Source organism: Bacteroides sp. MSK.20.82 (assembly GCF_019052485.1).
Classification (GTDB): domain Bacteria; phylum Bacteroidota; class Bacteroidia; order Bacteroidales; family Bacteroidaceae; genus Bacteroides; species Bacteroides thetaiotaomicron.
The window spans coordinates 13,669-33,557 of the sequence record NZ_JAHQUN010000031.1; the positions used below are offsets into that span (position 1 = coordinate 13,669).

Annotated in this window: 11 protein-coding genes; 2 read left to right on the forward strand and 9 right to left on the reverse strand. The window is 46.4% G+C overall.

The window, feature by feature from the left end:
• Positions 1–129: 129 nt before the first annotated feature.
• From KTR07_RS19710 to KTR07_RS19730, 5 genes are all read right to left on the reverse strand, one after another.
• Positions 130–2,166, reverse strand: coding sequence for a M13 family metallopeptidase (locus KTR07_RS19710; RefSeq protein WP_008762745.1), 2,037 nt, complete (start codon positions 2,164–2,166; stop codon positions 130–132).
• A 13-nt stretch (positions 2,167–2,179) separates the two neighbouring features.
• Positions 2,180–4,135 (reverse strand): ABC-F family ATP-binding cassette domain-containing protein, encoded by a 1,956-nt coding sequence (locus KTR07_RS19715; protein WP_117981114.1) that lies wholly within the window; start codon positions 4,133–4,135, stop codon positions 2,180–2,182.
• Between the two features lie 143 nt (positions 4,136–4,278).
• Positions 4,279–5,190, reverse strand: coding sequence for a nucleotidyltransferase (locus tag KTR07_RS19720; protein WP_008762743.1), 912 nt, complete (start codon positions 5,188–5,190; stop codon positions 4,279–4,281).
• 128 nt (positions 5,191–5,318) lie between these two features.
• The gene (locus KTR07_RS19725) at positions 5,319–7,685 is read right to left on the reverse strand and encodes a BamA/TamA family outer membrane protein (RefSeq protein ID WP_008766928.1); all 2,367 of its coding nucleotides are present in this window, start codon (positions 7,683–7,685) and stop codon (positions 5,319–5,321) included.
• Positions 7,686–7,687: 2 nt separating this feature from the next.
• On the reverse strand, positions 7,688–12,196 hold the full coding sequence (locus KTR07_RS19730; protein WP_173664680.1) for a translocation/assembly module TamB domain-containing protein: 4,509 nt from the start codon (positions 12,194–12,196) through the stop codon (positions 7,688–7,690).
• Positions 12,197–12,372: 176 nt separating this feature from the next.
• Here KTR07_RS19730 and KTR07_RS19735 point away from each other — a divergent pair, with 176 nt between their 5' ends.
• Positions 12,373–12,531: a hypothetical protein gene (locus KTR07_RS19735; protein WP_155727930.1), complete on the forward strand. Its 159-nt coding sequence runs from the start codon at positions 12,373–12,375 to the stop codon at positions 12,529–12,531.
• Here KTR07_RS19735 and KTR07_RS19740 read toward each other — a convergent pair.
• The 4 genes from KTR07_RS19740 to KTR07_RS19755 all read right to left on the reverse strand — a co-directional run bounded on the left by KTR07_RS19740 (position 12,523) and on the right by KTR07_RS19755 (position 18,426).
• The gene (locus KTR07_RS19740; RefSeq protein ID WP_070750723.1) at positions 12,523–14,880 is read right to left on the reverse strand and encodes an ATP-binding protein; all 2,358 of its coding nucleotides are present in this window, start codon (positions 14,878–14,880) and stop codon (positions 12,523–12,525) included. The genes KTR07_RS19735 and KTR07_RS19740 overlap by 9 nt on opposite strands.
• A gap of 19 nt (positions 14,881–14,899) precedes the next feature.
• Positions 14,900–16,258, reverse strand: coding sequence for an MATE family efflux transporter (locus tag KTR07_RS19745; protein WP_008762738.1), 1,359 nt, complete (start codon positions 16,256–16,258; stop codon positions 14,900–14,902).
• 84 nt (positions 16,259–16,342) lie between these two features.
• The gene (locus KTR07_RS19750) at positions 16,343–17,581 is read right to left on the reverse strand and encodes a pitrilysin family protein (protein WP_008766931.1); all 1,239 of its coding nucleotides are present in this window, start codon (positions 17,579–17,581) and stop codon (positions 16,343–16,345) included.
• 5 nt (positions 17,582–17,586) lie between these two features.
• Positions 17,587–18,426 (reverse strand): peptidylprolyl isomerase, encoded by an 840-nt coding sequence (locus KTR07_RS19755; protein ID WP_072066777.1) that lies wholly within the window; start codon positions 18,424–18,426, stop codon positions 17,587–17,589.
• Positions 18,427–18,514: 88 nt separating this feature from the next.
• On the opposite strand from KTR07_RS19755, the gene KTR07_RS19760 reads away from it, so the two are divergent.
• A complete protein-coding gene (locus KTR07_RS19760) occupies positions 18,515–19,888 on the forward strand; it encodes a sigma-54 dependent transcriptional regulator (protein ID WP_008762735.1) in 1,374 nt (457 codons plus the stop codon).
• Position 19,889: the final 1 nt, after the last annotated feature.

The window sequence follows — 19,889 nt, forward strand, 5'->3', positions numbered from 1 at the left end:
ATGCGCAAAGTTACGAAATATTGTTTATCGTACGTAATAAATAAGGTGTGAATTAATAAAAAAAAGCGTTGACTGTTCCTGTTGGAAAGTCAACGCTCCTTCGCATATAGAGCTTCTAATCAAAATCTATTACCAGATAGACACTCGTTTGTCCTTCGCTACGAACATAGGATCATGTTCTGTGATATTGAATGCTTCGTACCAGTTCTGGATATGAGGCAATGCTCCGTCCACACGCCATTTTCCTAAAGAGTGAGGATCGAGTTTGGTCAGTCGGAGAATCTCTTCCGGGCGGATGTGTCCGGCCCATACATTAGCATAAGCAAGGAAGAAACGTTGTTCGGGAGTAAATCCGTCAACAACTTCCAGCGGTGCTGTTTCCATTGCTTTCTTGAAAGCCGCGAAAGAAACCTGCAAGCCACCGTGGTCGGCAATGTTCTCTCCCAAAGTAAGTTCACCGTTTGCATGCACACCGGGAGCCACTTCTATGCTGTCAAAGAAGTTAACCATCACTTGAGCACGTTCCTCGAACTTTTTAGCATCTTCTTCTGTCCACCAGTCTTTCAGGTTACCATCCTTGTCGTATTGACGGCCCTGATCGTCGAATCCGTGAGTCATTTCATGGCCGATAACCACACCGATAGCACCATAGTTCATCGCATCGTCAGCGTTCATATCAAAGAACGGAGCCTGCAGGATAGCGGCTGGGAAACAGATTTCGTTGGTTGTCGGGTTATAGTAAGCATTTACCGTCTGAGGTGTCATCAACCACTCGTCCTTGTCAACCGGCTTACCGGCTTTCGCAATCATGTCATTGAAGTCCCATTGGCTGGCACGCTCGATATTTGCCCAATAAGAGTCGTCTTTGATCTCCAGAGCAGAGTAATCTTTCCATTTATCCGGGTAACCGATCTTTACATGGAAAGTAGCCAGTTTCTCTAATGCTTTCACCTTTGTCGGTTCACTCATCCATTCCAGCGCTTTGATGCGTTCGCCCAAAGAAGTCTGCAAATTCTTCACCAATCCAACCATACGTTCTTTGGCAGCGGCAGGGAAGTATTTCTCGACATACATCTGTCCTACTACTTCACCCAAAGAGCCGTCTACAGTGCTTACCGCACGTTTCCAGCGAGGCTGCATTTCTTTCTTGCCAGACATTGTTCTACTATAGAAGTCGAAGTTTTGTGCTACGAAATCATCACTAAGGAAAGAGGCTGCGGCATCGATCAGATTCCATTGAAGATAGAACTTCTGGTCTTCAAGAGGCACTGTATTAATAACATCGGCAACTTCCTTCATGGCTGCAGGCTGACCGATATTCACTTCTTTCAAGTCATTCAGTCCCGAAGTAGTGAAATAAGCATCCCAGTTGAAAGTAGGGAAGTTCTTTTTCAGCGTTTCCATGTCCATCTTATTATAGTTGGCATGCGGATCACGCAATTCTACTTGTGAACGGGCAGCTTTGGCAAGACGTGTTTCGATGTTCATCACAGCCACCATTGCTTTCTGTGCGGTAGCTTCGTCATAGCCGGCCAACTGGAACATTTTAACGAGGTGCTCCTTATATTTATCGCGGATACTCTTTGTCTGCTCGTCATTCTCCAGATAGTAATCACGCTGTCCCATTCCGAGACCGCCCTGATAGGTCTGAACCATGTTCATAGAGCTGTTCATATCATCCGCACTAACAAACATGGTAAAGTAAGGACGTATTCCTTTCTTCTGACTTTCGGCAATGTAAGTGTAAATCTCTTCTTTATCTTTGAGCGCATCGATAGCCGCCATTTCTTCTTTGATCGGAGCTGCTCCTTCTTTGTTCAGCTTCACGCTGTCCATAGCGATGTTATAAAGATCACCCACTTTCTGGGCAGCACTGCCCGGAGCGTTGTCTTTCTTTGCAGCCAGTTCTGCAATCAGTTCTTTCAACTGTTCGCGGCTTTTCTCGTGAAGCATATCGAAAGAGCCGAAGCGTGAATACTCGTCTGTCAGCGGATGACTTTCAATCCACCCACCGCAGGCATACTGATAAAAACTTGTACCCGGCATTGCCGTGGTATCCAGATTAGCAAGGTCGATACCGGACGTTAGTACGGCCTCTTTCTTGCTATTACATCCTGTTGTCATAAGGCATACGGCAAGAATTGGTAAATACTTGGTTACTTTCATATTATATAATAAATTAGTTTTTCACTTCTTCCAGCTCCATCGAAACCCGTTCCCACTCTTCAACGGTGGTATCCAATTGCTGTTTCAGCTTCTGATGCCGTTCATACAGTTGCATATCCGATGCTCCTTCCGGGGTTGCCATCTTTGCTTCCAGAATGGCGATTGCCGATTCCGTTTCTTCAATCGAAGCCTCACAGTCCGCCACCTGGCGTTCCAACTTCTTTATCTTCTTATTGAGTTCCTTCTGCGCTTCATACGAGAGTCTGTTCTCCGAAGGTTGCTCTGTATCCGCTTCGTTTCCTTTGGCAGATGCGGTAGGAGAAGTAGAGAGAGAAACTCCTTTCTGAAGTTCATTCAGGCTGTCGATCTTCTTCTTTTGCAGGAAATCGTAGATACCGCCAAGATGTTCTTTCACTGTTCCACCACCGAACTCATATACTTTAGTCGCAAGTCCGTCCAAAAAATCACGGTCGTGGCTGACAAGTATCACTGTTCCGTCAAATTCGCGGATAGCTTCTTTCAGTACATCTTTGGAACGCATATCCAAATGATTGGTAGGTTCGTCCAAAATCAGGAAGTTCACCGGTTCCAGCAGCAACTTAATCATAGCCAGACGAGTACGCTCTCCACCGGAAAGTACTTTCACTTTTTTATCCGAAGCCTCTCCGCCAAACATGAATGCACCCAAAATGTCACATATCTTCAACCGGATATCTCCTGTCGCCACACGGTCGATCGTATCAAATACCGTCATGTTTTCATCCAGCATCTGCGCCTGATTCTGTGCAAAGTAACCGATCTGCACGTTATGCCCGATCGTCAGTTTACCATCAAAATCAATCTCGCCCATGATACATTTCACTAACGTAGATTTACCTTCTCCGTTCTTTCCGACAAATGCGACTTTTTCTCCTCTGTTGATCGTCAGATTCACATCATGGAAAACAACGTGCTGTCCGTATGCCTTGCGTACGTCTTCACAGATAACCGGATAATTCCCGCTGCGGCTGGCAGGAGGAAATTTCAGACGGAGGGAAGAGTTGTCTTCCTCATCGACCTCGATACGGTCTATCTTTTCCAGTTGTTTGATACGACTCTGCACCTGTACGGCTTTGGTTGCCTTATAGCGGAAACGTTCGATAAAGTCTTCCGTATCCTGTATCTGCTTCTGCTGATTCTCATAGGCACGGAGCTGCTGCTCACGACGTTCTTTACGTAATACGACAAACTCATCGTACTTCACTTTATAGTCATAAATCTGACCGCAGGTAATCTCGATCGTACGGGTAGTTACATTATTAAGGAAAGCACGGTCGTGGCTGACCAGCACAACAGCATTGGCACGGGTAGACAGAAAGTTCTCCAGCCATTGTATACTCTCGATATCCAGATGGTTAGTCGGCTCATCAAGGAGCAGCACATCCGGACGACGGAGCAAGAGCTTCGCTAGTTCGATACGCATACGCCAGCCGCCGGAGAATTCGGAAGTCGAACGGTTAAAGTCTTCCCTGCTAAAGCCCAATCCCAACAGGGTACGTTCTATTTCCGCCTGAAAATTGGTTCCTCCCATCATCAGGAAGCGGTCGTTTTCGTGTGTGAAGCGGTCTATTAACTGGTGGTATTCTTCGGATTCATAGTCGGTGCGGTCGGCAAGCTGCTGATTCATCCGTTCAAGGTTTGCCTGAAGTTCGAAAATATGCTCGAAAGCGAGTTCTGCTTCCTCCATCACCGTGCGGACATCCGAAAGGATCATGACTTGCGGCAGATAGCCGATTGTTACATCTTTAGGGACGGCTACCACTCCACGGGTCGGGTTTTGCAGACCTGCCAATATTTTCAACATAGTCGATTTGCCCGCACCATTCTTGCCGACCAAAGCGATGCGGTCTTTTTTATTGATAACATAGCTGACATCCGCAAAGAGCGGTGTCGCATTAAATTCTACTGATAATCCTTCTACTGAAATCACGTCTGTCTCTGATTTATAAGATTTTGGATTGCAAAGATAATGAATAATTATTGGATAAAGGGCAGTATTATCCGTTATGAAAGACAAAAAAAGCAGTCATTCTCATGAATGACTGCTTCCTGGTCTTTATCAAAAGCTTTTCTTTAGAACAATTTAGCAGGGTATTCACCGGCATCTACCAATGCCTGAATCTTATCCACTACGCTCTGACGGTCTTCCGGATAAGTTACACCAAACCATTTGCTGGTAGTATCCAGAACTTCTACAGTTGCAGTTCCGTCGTTAATCAATTTATCCACCATCAGCGGGATAAAGAATTCGCTCTTCAGGTTCTCCATGTTCTTCGGATCGCTCAGGAAAGTCTTGAAGAACTCTTCACTGTAAGCAAAGTAGTCGGGAGTAAAGCCCCAGAAGTTCATACTTACCGGAGTCGTATCAGGAGTAGCTGTCCATTCACCGTTATCATCGATGTATTTTACTTCGCCGTCCAGACGTTGAATCTTCGTACGTTCCACTACGGAAGTCAGCAAGTTGTTAGCATCTGTACTGCAGATACCACGAGATACCGTACCGCTCTCGCTCAACGTATTTCCCACACGGAAACCTACCATTGAATAAACATTCTTGGAATTTTCGGGAAGAGCAGACAGGAATTTGCCCATTACCTGGAACGAGTCACGACCATAGAAGTCATCGCAGTTGATTACCGCAAACGGTTCACTAATCACATCAGCTCCCATCATTACCGCATGATTTGTACCCCATGGTTTTGTACGGTCTGCCGGACAAGTGAATCCTTCCGGAAGATCATCAATAGACTGGAATACCAGTTCGCAAGGAATGTGGCCTTCGTATTTAGAAATAATCTTTTCGCGGAAATCCTGTTCAAAATCTTTGCGGATTACAAATACAAGCTTACCAAATCCTGCGTTGATAGCATCATAGATAGAGTAATCCATAATAGTTTCGCCGTTAGGACCCAGTCCGTCCAATTGCTTCAAGCCTCCATAACGGCTACCCATACCAGCAGCCAATAAGAATAAAGTTGGTTTCATAAATTGTGTAATATTAAAAGGTTAGTGATGTCAATGGCATCAGATTTCGTTGCAAATTTACAAAAATAGTTGAATCCAACAGGACAAATATCAATCATTATTCACTAAAATCGTACAAAAATCATTCATTAGAACGGGTAACCGATAGCAAAATGTATTCCCAGATTCTTGAAGAAAGCTCCGGTTACATTATAATAGCCGCTACGTTCCGTATCATAAGGCAGATGCAGAGGAATACCGAAGTCGAGACGGAATACGAGAATATCCATGTCATAACGGATACCGACACCCGTTCCCAAAGCTATTTGTTTAGGGAAAGTCTTCAGACGCAGTTGTGAATTGGGACGTGCTTCTTTTCCATCAGCCAAAAGCTTTCTGTCTTTGCGCAACAACCACACATTTCCTGCATCCAGAAAGGTAGCTCCCCAAAAGCTCTTGAAAATACGGAAACGATATTCCACATTCGCCTCAAAGCGGAAGGTTCCTGTCTGATCCAGGTAGGAATATTTTCCCTCTTCCGGATGATAACCGCCCGGACCGACACTGCGCACTGTAAAAGCACGGATACTATTGGCACCACCTACATAAAATTGTTCACTATAGGGAGCTATCGTAGCATTGCCATAAGTAAACAGTGCACCTACTGCCATGCGGCTGGCTATCGCATTATTCTTATCTATGTTCCACAAATGACGCAACTCTGTATTCAACTTCACAAACTGTGCAAACGGAGCCCCCAGCAAACTCTTATCCTCTTCATTGAACGGCTTGCCAAAAGCACGGTAAATAAGGGAAGTGATATTACCCGCCGAAGTGACGGTAGACTGCCACCAGATAGGGTTCTTTATCCGACGACCCGAAGCATTGTCATACGTATACGTATATTCCATCGCCGGAATAAACTGGTTCCTAAGACTGACATACAATGCAGGATTAGCTTCAGCTATCTCTTTAAAATCCTCAGACTGATGCTGCAAGACATTAAATGTCAGTTTAAAAGGAGTAATACTATGCCGGCTGGTACGGGAGGGCTGGAAATCGTATGTAGCATTGCCGCCAAAGGACAGCAGTTTATAATACTTTGCCCGGTTCAGCTGGTTGATATACAGACGAAAGGTCGTCGTGGCCGGGAAGTCAAACTCCCGTTTACCCAGATGCGGGAACACGACTCTCGGAAAAGTCAGAGAGGTAGAAAGCCCCATTTCCCAACTGTTCATCAGTGAGCTCTTCTCACCGCCTCCGGTCTGCCACTCATAAGAGCCTTTCAGTTTTACGTTCCAGCTTTCACCACCTCCGAATACATTGTTACGAGTGACACCGAAAGATGCACCGGGACCGGTCTGGTCATTACTCTTCGTTACTACATTCAGTTCCAGTTCTGCATCCAACGGTTTGGCAAATGTAGCCTGCATAGTGACATCCAGTGTATCACAAGCCGCTGTCGTATCTCGGGGAGCATATTGCATATCCATATAGCTGAATATACCGAGCTGACTCAATTTCTCCTGCACCTGCTCCTGCCGGTACTGGCTATAAAGACGGGTACGGTTGGAAGCCCTCATCTGTTTGCTCCGTACAAACTGCTGATAGTTCATCCATCGATAGAGCATATTCGGACGGACCTGCAGTTTATCATAATAGTGAATATTCAGATTCTTGTACAAGATACTGTCATTAGGTGCCTCGCCATTCTTTCCGAAGAGATAGACCGAAGCATCTCCTACATAGTAAGAACGTTGAGCGGCAGCCGGTAATCCCGGAAGAGGAATCAGACGAAGACTGATATGTCCGCCGGGAACCAAGGTTGTATCTGCCTGATAGGTCATATAGTCCGGACGGAAGTAGAAATATCCCCGATTACGCAAAAGGGTACTGATACGGGAACGTTCTTCATCCAAATCCACCACATTAAACTGTTCGCCGGGGGTGATGTAAGACATACGACGTCCGCGTTCCATGATCTTCAGAGTCTGGGGAGTGAAACGCTGATAATACACTGTATCAATGAAATAAGGGTTCTTCATATCTACCGTATAGAGCAGACTTGCTTTCAGACTATCTTTCTTATCGACCAAAGTCTCGTAAGTCACCTTTCCATTGAAATATCCGTAATCACGGAGCAGGTTAGTGGCTACCTTGACACGTACTTCGGGATTGACAGTAGAAATAAATACGGGCGGATTGGCGGCAAAGCGGTTAAACATCCACTTACCGAATCCTTTCTTGTATTTCACGAAGTCGTTATACATCCACATTTTAAAAGGAATAGGCAGAAAACCTCCCAACAGAGTAGTACTGGGAGTTTTGGCAAGCGCTGCATTGATTTCCGTCAAAGCAGTTTCACCAACCCGTGTCGATGATTTATTGACTATCACCGTTTTTCCTCCGGTATAGAGTATTTCATCTTCGGGCAGATGTTTCGTCACCGAACACGCCGAAAACAACACTATACCTATAAGACAGCCTGCTAATATGTTAATACGTATATCTTTCATTCTTACTTCTTTTTCTTAAAGATGAACAGTTCACTGAGCTTATCCAGTTTCTTGCGAAGTACCAGACCGACTCCGGTTTCCGTAATCTCCCCTTCGAGTACACTCTCATAGTTCTTATCGTAGAACAAACGGACATAACGGGTTCCCGTACGGTCCAGACGATATTCCAAAGAGATATTGTCAATGAAGGATTCGGCATCATTCGTCGCATTTTCGCCCGTCGATACCTTACCGCCGATTACAATCTGGAAGCGGTTATTGAAGAGGCGCTGCGAATAACGGAAACTGTAATCCGTACGCTTGCCGCCAGTATCCGAGGCGTCATGATCTTCGACACCCACAGAGACGCTGGCATTCTTCAGGTTACCCATCAGTGAATTTATCTGACTGCTCAGTACGGAGTTCAGGGCAGAACCCATATTCAGCTTGCCAAGTCCGCCGCCTCCACCGCCGATCGGTCCGGTGCCGAGATAGGTTTTCATCAACATGATATAAAGTGCCTGTTTTCCACGTTCTTCCGCTCCCATTGCTGTCAGTTCATTCTGTATGGTCGCATCTTCCGGGGCCGCTACGTCGAAAGCAAAAGACAGGTTGTCCAACCGGTTCTTTACGACAATGGAAACGTCAAAGTTAACCATTCTCGTTCCTCCGTTCTCTCCTTCGGATACGGAAGCACGGATACGGTCAGTTGCCTTGAAGTTCAGCATGGGGTCCATCGGGTTTCCGGTCCAATCTACATAGCTGCCGTTATCGATGGCAAATTCCTTGACTGCAATGATAGGCAGAGAATACTTCATCAGTCCACCGCTCAGTGTGTAACGTCCGGTCAATGTCAGGTCTCCCTGCGGAGTGTATTTCATCGAAAGATCGCCACCTCCTTCCAGTTCGATACGATTGTCACTGGCGTCCAAGTCCACTTTCACCCTGACTGAAGGGTCGATATGAACCATCATCAGCATATCCAATCCACCTAAAGATACGGTAGGCACTTCCTGACGGACAACTGTGGTGGTATCACTGAATGAAGTAAATGTCACCAGACTTCCCAAACGATCCTGCACGGTCAGCGGTGAATCGGTCAGTACATACGAGACATCCGTATTGCCCAGCAGATTCAAGTTTCCACGCATATTCAACCCGTCCAACGGGCCTTTTATGGTTGCCCGCAAGTCCGCAAAGACTTTTCCGTAGACAAGGCTTTCGCGAGTACGCTTCGCATTCAACAAGGTATAGTTTTCCGCCAGCAGATTCAGACTCGCCATCGGTCGGGACATATCACGGAAATCGACATAACCGTCGATCGTAAACGGATTCTTTCCCGTGGTGTAAATGGCGAACTTATCAAATATCAGACGATTGTTCTTCAACTGCACAGGGCGGTTATCAAACAGGAAGTTAGCACCATACTGGCGTGACAGGACAGATACGCTGTCCAGTATCAGTTCACCGTTTATCAATGGCTGCTCGGTACTGCCTGTTATATTCAGGTCACCGTCCATATCACCGGCAAGCGTAACCAGCTCGTCGGGAATAAAGGCGTTGGCAATACGAAGCGGGAAGTGTTCCAACGTCGTATTTACTTCCAGACTATCCTTTCCCGTCGAGGTAGGGAGCAGCTTGCCATCTGCTATCAGCACTTCTACCTTATCATGATTCAGATAAGCGTTGAGGTATTGTTTTCCCTGTTCGCCCGGCAGCCATGTAGCCCCCAAAGTAATATCACCAATGCGCTGGCGTTCATAAGTCAGTTCATCAATGGATGCTTCCGCAGAGAGCTGAAGGTCCTTTTCGGTCTGTATGTAGTGTGCTTCTGCCGAGAACAATCCGGTGATTTCGGGGAAGTAAGGCAGTACGCTCGTTATTTCATCCAAGCGGATTCTCCGGATTTCGACATCGATATTCTGCAAAGAAACCGTATCTCCCTGTACCGAATGCACACGGAAGCCCATACCTTCATCATCCCACATATCCACATTGGCATACACGCGCATATTCTTATGCAGATAAATCCAGTTATGATCTTCGTTGAAGTGGAATTTACGGAACGCAATAATCGGTTCTTCCGGAATCAGTGTAAAAGCCAGTCCATCCCCTTTTCCACGTCCTCCAACCAGCGGACGGGCATTGACTCCAAGCAACACACCGGTTTTCCCCTTTTCGTTCTTATATTCTGCCAGCAGCTCGGCATCGCGGTCGCGAATCTCGCCTGTCAGAATAGTGGAGAAGGAAAACTGGGGATTCTTCGGTCCGTTGATTACTCCGGCACGGAGATTCATACGGGTAGTATCCTGTTTGACGGTGAAAAAGACCGTATCCAGTTGCAAGGTATCCACTTTCAAAGCATGGATGGCTGCTTTGCCGTTGATTCCCCAATCGGGAGCAGTGCCGAATTTCATGGAAGCATCATGGAACGATATATTCTTCATTGCCATATAGTATGCCAACGGATTCTCCTTTCCTGCCGAAAAAGAGAAAATAGCCGACGGCAATGCTTCACGCAAAGCAGCATGATCCAAGAGTTTTTCATCCACCTGCTTCATCAACACATCTACAAAATGGGTAGACTGACGAATCAGAGGATATACACCGGCACGGGCACTCAGATTCAGTTTCATATCACCGGCGGTGAAATGAGTGAAAACACGATTCTGCCGTGCCTCTCCGCTTAAATTGAATGCCAACGGACGCTTCATCGGCTTGGGCATAAGTCCCAGTTCGTACAAATCAAGCTGAGTAACGTCAACTGTCACTTTACCGTCCGGATAGCTATGAGCTAAATTATATTCTGCATCCGCCGTCATTTTCAAAAGTTCATTGTCACTCGTAAGCTGAGCCGTTGCCAAAGCTCCTTTAAGATTTCCCGTCAAATGAACATTCGAAAGATGATAGCGGGCGTAATGAAGCTGGTCCAAAGAAAGATTCAGATTGGCTAAAGAATGGAAGGACATGACATCCAGTCCCCTGCCCTTGGCATCTGCCGAAAGAGATAGTTCATAAATCGAGTCTTTCGGGAGAAAATGATGCAGTTGCAGATCGTTTATTTTCAGATCGGCCGTATAAACTTCTGTCGAACTGTTTAATGCGGCATTTACATTCATGCTGCCCTTGCCTTCTTTCAGATCGAGTTTTGCTTTATACTGCGGGCCGTTCATCTCCATCTTCATCTTGAGACTCATACTGTCGGGAATTACCAAAGAGCCATCGGGTGTGACTCCGGTCAATCCTGTCAGGAAGTTCAGATTCCGGGTAACCATATCCAGCCCAATAGTTCCCGAACGAGTCAGACTGTCCGTCAGGTTTTCAAGGATTCCTCCCCCTTTTAGCGAGAAAGCTCCCGGCAAGTCTACTGTGAAGCGCGAAATCTGCATTTCTTTCAGATTTCCATCCGTACCGGCACGGATCACTAACGGACGGAACGGATATGCTTCTTTAAACGTTTGAGGCAGTCCGCCGGCAAAAAGCATCACGTCCTCTTTGCCTATATGCGCGTTAAAGCTGGCGGATAAACGTCCTGTCGTCGGAATATTTACGAGTTCCCAATAAGTCTGGGCAGACAGGTCTATTTCAGAATGTGGGGTTTGCAGCTTCAGTTCAGGAATGCGGATGATAGAATCATTCGAAAAGAGCCGCCCTGTCAGTGAAGTAATACTCAGTCCCGAACGCTCTTCCATCGTTATTTCACGAATCACAGCGTTCATATTTCTGCCTTCGTAGAGCAGAGAGTCCAATCCGATGCGGATATTCCGGACTGCTATATGAGAGGCGTCAAAACCTTCCGACGGTTGGGCCTCTCCAGTGTCATAACTGGCAGAGGCACCCGACAAAAGGAATTGCTTCAATCCATAAAACTGGTTCTTTAAATCCGCTTTGGCGTCATCAATGGTCGCTTCGCCTATGTATGCCGCCATCTTCATGGAGTCGGCAGGCAGTTTCATACCGAATGATACATTCTTCAACTTCAGTTGATGAAGGTTCACCTTCCAGTTCACAGGAGCAGATGCCGTCGTATCTTTGGGAGTGGTCGTGGTATCAGTCATCAGAAGTTGTATATGAGTATCGGATAACTCTGTCCGATTGACAACTGCCGTTTCGTTCGATAAATCGACTCCATGACTTTGCAGAAAGAAGCGTCCCAAAACGCCTTTTATCTGCATCCCCTCTATCAGATTGGCAGAATTGACCGCCACCTGACTTAAGGTAACCTCGTCAACTTCTACTTTTCCTTTGAGCAATGGCCATGCCTGTACGCGGACATTCAGGCTTTCCAAAGACAATAAGGTATCCGGCTGCTGTATGACCTCCACCCCTCGTACCAGCAGATTAAGCGGAAAACGAAGGTCTATCCGTTCCACCTGAATCTGCATTCCGGTTGCTTTAGAAGCATACGCAGTAACCTCCCGTCGCAAAAGATTCTGAACAGGAGGTATATAAAGTAATACCATCAGTATTACAAAAAGTATTATAGGAGTAAGCAATATCCAGCCCACCCGTCTTATCCATTTTCGTTTCATGCAGGATGTGTCAGTGTAAAAGTGATACAAAGTAAACAAATTACTTTGAAAAAAGGTTTGTCCAAAAGCTAAAATGTGAAAAAGCCGGAGGTTATGGTTGCATTTAGCGCAATTTCATCCCGTTCATTCCGTTCATTCGGAAGGTGAGATATTTGTCAAGGCAGCACCTTCTCACTATGCTACGAGCTTATGCCCGTGCCACTACGTTGGCACGCTTGTGCCACCGCAGTGGCACGACTGTGACATGCCTTTGGCACAACTGTGCCAACAGGGTGGCACAAGCATGGCACTATATAGGCTGTTCCAAAGGAGCTGCCGAGAGAGATTTAATGTAAACCGAAACTATACTCCTCAGCAGCACGAACAACTTTACGCACCGCCTCCAAAGTCTCCAACGTAGTCTTTTCTATTTCTTCGGAGAATTCTTCCCCCCGGCAAGACTCCAGCCATCTTAATGAAGCAACAGACTCAGAAGCTCCGATCAAGGTGAAAAGCGGAAGGAGTTTATGAGCCATAGCGGCTATTCCATCCACCTCCCTGTCAGTTAATGCCTGTTGCATCCGGTCGGCATTCTTGCCGGTCTCTTCGATAAAAGTCCGGATAATAGAACACGCCGCTTCCGGATCATCTTCCGAGAAGGCAGTCAGTGCAGAAAAGTTGAATAAAGTATCTTCAGGCAGCGCATCTGCAATCAATTGCATATCATGTGTTATATGCGCCTCATCAGCTGACATTTGTCCTTCATTCAGAGTTACCAGCAATTCTTTCACCGTAAAAGGTTTGTGCAGGCATCCGGCAAAGCCATGTTCATGCAAAGCCTTCTCATCCATTTCGCTACGTGCCGTGACAGCAATAACAGGAATATTGCGGGCTTGCGGAATGTTAGAGGCACGCAATAATTTGACCAGATCAAAACCGTTGATAGCAGGCATCTGTATATCGGTCAGCAGTACATCAAACGTCGAAGAGCGCAGTTGCTCTATCAGTTCTTCCAACTGCTCGCAGCAAACAGCATCGATGTTGTGCTGTTTCAGCATGGCAGCAGTCAGGTTCAGCTGAATCTTATCATCATCAATCAGAAGCACACGGATCACCTTCATGGCCGGTACGGCATCTGTCTCTTCCGGAGAAACATCCGTATCTTTCGATGGTTTCTTAATTCTGCTCCCGAAAGGTTTATTTTCCACTATTGACTTGCCCACCGGAAAGAGTGGCAACACGACAGTAAAGCAACTTCCTTTTCCTAACGTGCTTTGTACATCGATCGTACCTTCAAGCAGAAGAACCAGCTTATGCACAATGGACAATCCCAGTCCGAATCCTTCTTCTCCCTGCGCACCGGGGAGGCGGGTAAATTCCTGGAAGATGCGTTCCCGATCTTCCGATGCCATCCCTTTGCCGGTATCCGCAACCGCTATTGTCAGCTTCGAAGCGTTATAACCAACAGTTAATGTGATCTTGCCCTGCTGAGTGAATTTCACCGCATTGGACAAGAGATTATTCACTATCTGCTGAATACGTAAAGGATCACTGATATATTTCTCCGACAATTCCGGAGCGATATGACATTGCAAGACCAAGCCTTTAGCCGCCGTCAGAGGTTCAAAGCAAACACGGATTTCTTCAAACAGCTGAGCAGGATTAAAAACAATCCGGTTCACTTCCGCTTTATTGAGGTCAAGACGGTGGAAATCAAGCAAATCGCTTACTAACTTCAGTAAATGCTCTGAAGAACTTTTCATGTTGTCCAGATAGAATCGCTGCCGTTCATCTTCGGTCAGGCGGGACAAGAGTTCCGTATATCCCATTATCGAGCCTAATGGCGCCTTAAAGTCATGGGTAATGGCAAGCATCAGTTTCTCACGGGCAACAAGCAAGTCTTCCGCCCGCTTATTCGCTTCTTCGAGCTGACGCCGATAACGGTTGCTACGAGTAATATCCCGCATAATTAAGATCAGGAAAAAGGCGGATAAGAATACGGCACCAATGGCAATTCCGGCAATGATATTAGCCGAACGCATCCGCACCTCTTGCTGAAGTTCCGCATCTTGACGGGCACGCGCAGACATTTCCTCCTCGTATCCTTTTATCAGACTATCCATTCTTGCGGTCAGCTGTGTATTCATCCGCTGATACCTCGTACTGGTACGCCGGATCGTTCGCCTCCGCTGCAACCGTTTCTCTTCGGTAGCCATGCGAATCTTATGCTGAAGGGAGTCCGCCGACTTGACAGGTTCCAATATCGTATCGGTGGCAATTTCCAGAGAAGTATTGACCAGCACGGCAGTATCTTTCTTAGAAGGCGCGAACACTTCCCCCAATCGTTTGAAGAAGCCTTTCTTCTTCGGGGTAGTGATCAGAGAATCGCGTTTGGTAATAACCCGGTGTTGTACCCGTTGCTGAGTAATCACCGAGTCCTGCTGTTCTGATATGATTTCTTCAATCTCCGAGGCGGAAAGCAAGCTATCATTCGCCTCGCTCAGCACCCGCAGCATCTGAAGGGTATTCTGATCTTTCTCATGGAGAAGACTCAGCAGACTGTCTGTCCGCAGATTCTGCTGATCGTCCGCAGCCGACAGCGTCTCCATCTCCTGATGCACAAACACCAGAGAAAAAAGAAGAATCGCCAGCAGCAATATATAGCCGATGGTTATTTTCAGTTTGGTGGAGCGAAAGGAAGCCATAGGCAATTAAGATTTTAAATTATGAATTTTGAATGGAAGGCGGTAGTTTCGTCTTGTGATGGAAACGCCACCATAACATCAGACCGGCACTGGTCAACCCAAAAGGAAATGCCATCCAGACACCTATGATCCCCCACTCCAACACGAATCCGCAAAAATAGCCGACCGGAAGCGAAATAAGGAAATAAGCAATGAAGGCAATCAGCATCATCAGTTTTACATCTGAGATTCCACGCAAGGCATTGGCAAAGGTTATCTGCAATCCATCTCCAAACTGATATACAAGGAACGGAAGGATAAGCGAAGTTACCATAGCCGCCACTTCGGTACTATCGGTAAACCAACCTCCCAGATAATTGCGGCAGAGGAATACGATGGAAGAAAGCACAACACCCAACGCCATCATCAAATGAAAACCGGCATAAGCCGAACGACGTACATTGAGTATATCGCCCTGCCCGTTAAAGTTACTCACACGGACAGCCACAGCTGCTCCCATCCCGTAATACATCATAAACGTAAACTGAGAAATAGCCAGCATGACCTGATGAGAAGCCAGCGCAATGGTACCCAGCCAGCCAATCATCACCGCACTCAGACTGAACGAAGCTGTCTCCATTCCCATCTGAAAAGCAATCGGCCAACCCAGCGAATTCAATCGTCCGAATATAGCCTTCGACCATCCCAGACGATAGAAGCCGAGCTTAAAACGAAGAAAACGCGGACTCCGCATAAAGACTATGATAAATACGACTACCATCATGATACGCGAGAACAGCGTACTGATACCTGCTCCCAGCAAGCCCATTTCCGGCAAGCCCAGCTTTCCGTATATCAGGATATAATTGCCGATAATATTCAGCACATTTCCGCCGAGCAATATCCACATAGCGGTCTTAGTATCCGTAATTCCATCCGTAAACTGCTTGAAGCCATTGAACAGCATCACAAAGACGAGCGAAGCCAGCAGAACCAGATAATAAGGTTTTATCAGGGGAATAAGTTCTTCCGGCTGTCCCAGATTTCCCACATTAAAATAAAGGACAGTCATACCGATGGTAAGCAAGAATGCCACCAACAAATTTGCCAGCAGGCTGTTACGCAACGCCTGCCCCGCCGAAGCATACTGATGAGTTCCATACAAACCTCCCACGATAGGAGTCAGCCCGTACGAGAAGCCTGTACTGAAAATAATCACCAGATTGAATACATTATTGACGAAGGAAGCAGCACCCAGTTCTATCGTACTATGATGACCGATCATCAACGTATCGGCAAACCCCAGCACAATAACTCCTATTTGCCCGATTACAATGGGCAATCCGAGAGAAATCAGTGCTTTGTAATGCTCCTTATATATACTATAGATATTTCTCATTTATTTTTCCGTAGTTAATCGCATATTCCGGCAACTCCGCATCCTGCCGTTGCCTCCAATAAATATCCCGCCGGTAAGGAGAAGTCAGGATATTTGTTTCTTATAATAAAGTATCACTCCATTCTCCTTCCTGAAAGCAGACTGAGCTACCTTTTGCAATTGTCCGGCAGTAACAGCGCGATAACGCTCTACCTCCTTTTCCATATCTTCCGCCCTGCCCAACAGTTCAAACCAAGCAAGATTGGTAGCGACATTCAAATAATTGATATTGCCGAATATCTGCGTCGATTCGAATTTATTCTTCACTTTTTCCAGTTCCTGTTCGTCAACAGGTTCTTGCTGCAAACGTTCCAGTTCTTCACGTACGGCCGCTTCCGCCTGTTCCAGCGAAACACCTGCCGCGGGTTTGCCCGAGATATGGAACAATCCGGCATCCACACTACCGGAAATATAAGCGTCGATACTCGAAAACAGTTGTTTTTGCTGTACCAGGCGTTGATTCAGACGACTGGAACGTCCGTTGCTCAACAAATCCGACAATATATCAAAAGCGTAATAATCCGGATGATCATGACTGCACATATGATACGCCATGAATAGTGAATCAAGGGGTACGTTACGCTCTACTGTCAACCGTCGTTCTTCTGTCTGCTCCGGTTCCTGCGGCAGATTCCGTTGAGGAACCTCCCTGCGAGGGATGGGACCGAACCATTTTTCCGTCAATGCGACTGCTTCTTCAAAAGAGATATTTCCCGTTACGGCGAGCACTGCATTGTTCGGCGCATAAAAACGGAAGAAGAATGCTTTCACCTCTTCCAGCGTCGCATTGGCTATGTGCGACAAATCTTTTCCGATGGTAGGCCACTGATAAGTATGCGCCCGATATGCCAGAGGACGCAAAAGATGACCGACGTCTCCGTAAGGCTGGTTCAGGCAACGCTGCTTGAATTCTTCCATTACTACTCCACGCTGTACTTCCAGACTCCGTTCACTGAAATCAAGGCTCAGCATACGGTCGGATTCCAGCCAAAAGCCGGTCTCTACATTCTGCCGGGGTACAGTGAGGTAGTAATTGGTTATGTCATTATTGGTCCAGGCATTATTCTCGCCGCCTGCCAGTTGCAGCGGCATATCATAATCGGGGATGTTCACCGAACCTCCGAACATCAGGTGTTCGAACAAATGAGCAAAGCCTGTATGCTCGGGATGTTCGTCGCGGGCTCCCACATTATATAATACATTAAGAGCTACCATCTGCGTACTTTCGTCCTGCGAATGTACCAGACGTAACCCATTGTCCAAAATATGCCTGTTAATCTTCATTCTACTTAATCCAGTACTTCTACTTTTACAATCTTCACGTCCTCTTCGGGGCGGTCGCTACGATCGGTTTTCACCTGCTGAATCTTATCCACGATGTCCATGCCTTCGATTACTTCACCGAAAACCGTATACTCACCGTCCAGATGAGGAGTACCTCCTACAGTCGTATAAGCTTCGATCTGTTCCGGCGTAAAGTGAAATTCCGGTTGCTTGGCAGCTTCCGCTTCCGCCTCTGCAAAAAGCTTCTCCTGCAATTCATACAAACCGTTTTCATCGTTTTCCTTCCGCATCTTATAGATTTCTTTCATGTGCTTCTGAGCCAACGTATTGAAAATAACATTGATCTTATTCTCATTCATCTGGCTTTCCATGCCCAGCAATGTAGAGTCGTTGTACACCTTGCCTGTCACAATGTAGAACTGGCAACCGGATGATTCTTTCTTCGGATTTACATTGTCTCCCTGACGGGCAGCAGACAAAGCGCCTTTTTTGTGAAAATACTTCGGATAAACAAATTCGGCCGGAAGGGTGTAACCCACATCTCCTGCACCCAGCATCTTTCCTTTCGGTGCATTCTTTGAATCCGGGTCACCTGCCTGAATCATAAAGTCTTTGATAACACGGTGGAACAGCGTTCCTTCATAAACGCCGTCTTCTGCCAGCTTAATGAAATTATCACGATGTTTCGGCGTCTCATTATACAACTTAACCTTGATGTTTCCCAAGGTTGTTTCAATCTTTACCAACGTTTCGTTGTCCATATTTCCTCCTTTTTTTGTTCCGGTTTTGCAGGCCGTAAGTCCGCAAAACGATATGGTTAATAGTAAGTATGCAATCTTTTTCATAACACTTTTATTTAATTTAAGTTTGCAAATATACTACTTTCGCCCAAATCCTCTTACCTTTGTAGCATTAAAAGAGGCAAAAGAGAGTATGATGAAATCCATATTGATAATAGAAGACGATATCACTTTCGGAATGATGCTGAAAACCTGGCTAAGTAAAAAAGGGTTTGAGGTGTCGTCAGTCAGTAACATTGCCCGTGCCCAGAAGCACATTGAAGGACAAGGGGCAGACTTAATCCTGTCCGATTTACGCCTGCCGGATCACGACGGAATCGATCTTCTGAAATGGATGAACGAAAAAGGAATTGATATTCCTTTGATCATCATGACCGGTTATGCCGATATCCAATCGGCAGTACAAGCGATGAAACTGGGAGCACGCGACTATGTTGCCAAACCGGTGAATCCGGAGGAACTACTTAAAAAGATGTCGGAAGCTTTGCAAGCGAAAGAAGCGCCGACTACGCATACCGCAGCCAAAACTTCTGCAAAGAAAGGTTCTTCCATTTCGTCCGGAAACGCCACCGAAACCCATCATGCTTATCTGGAAGGAGAAAGTGATGCCGCCAAGCAACTCTATAATTATGTAGGTCTGGTAGCTCCTACCAATATGTCCGTACTGATCAACGGTTCCAGCGGAACGGGAAAAGAGTATGTGGCGCACCGCATCCATCAACTGAGCAAACGGAATGACAAGCCGTTTATCGCGGTAGACTGTGGTTCGATCCCCAAAGAATTAGCTGCATCCGAGTTTTTCGGCCATGTGAAGGGCTCTTTTACAGGAGCACTGACGGACAAGACCGGAGCGTTCGTTGCCGCCAATGGAGGCACTATCTTCCTGGATGAAATAGGAAATCTCAGTTACGAGGTACAGATACAACTTCTCCGTGCCTTGCAAGAGAGAAAGATTCGTCCGGTCGGTTCCACGCAAGAGGTATCGGTTGATATCCGTCTGGTATCCGCCACCAACGAGAATCTGGAACAGGCTATCGAGAAAGGTACTTTCCGTGAAGACCTTTTCCATCGCATCAATGAATTTACCCTGCGGATGCCCGACCTGAAAGAACGGAAAGAGGATATCCTGTTGTTTGCCAACTTCTTCCTCGATCAGGCAAACAAGGAACTGGACAAGCATCTGATCGGTTTTGACTCGAAAGCCTCACAAGCCTTACTCAATTATCACTGGCCGGGCAACTTACGCCAAATGAAGAATATCGTAAAAAGAGCGACTTTACTGGCACAAGGAAGTTTCATCACTCTTCTTGAATTAGGGACCGAATTACTGGAAACAAGTACCGTTTGTTCCGCAAGCATGGCGCTACGCAACGAAGAAACAGAGAAAGAACACATTCTGGAGGCATTGCGCCAAACCGGAAATAACAAGAGCAAAGCGGCACAATTACTGAATATCGACCGGAAGACATTATATAATAAGCTGAAACTATATAATATCGACTTGTAGG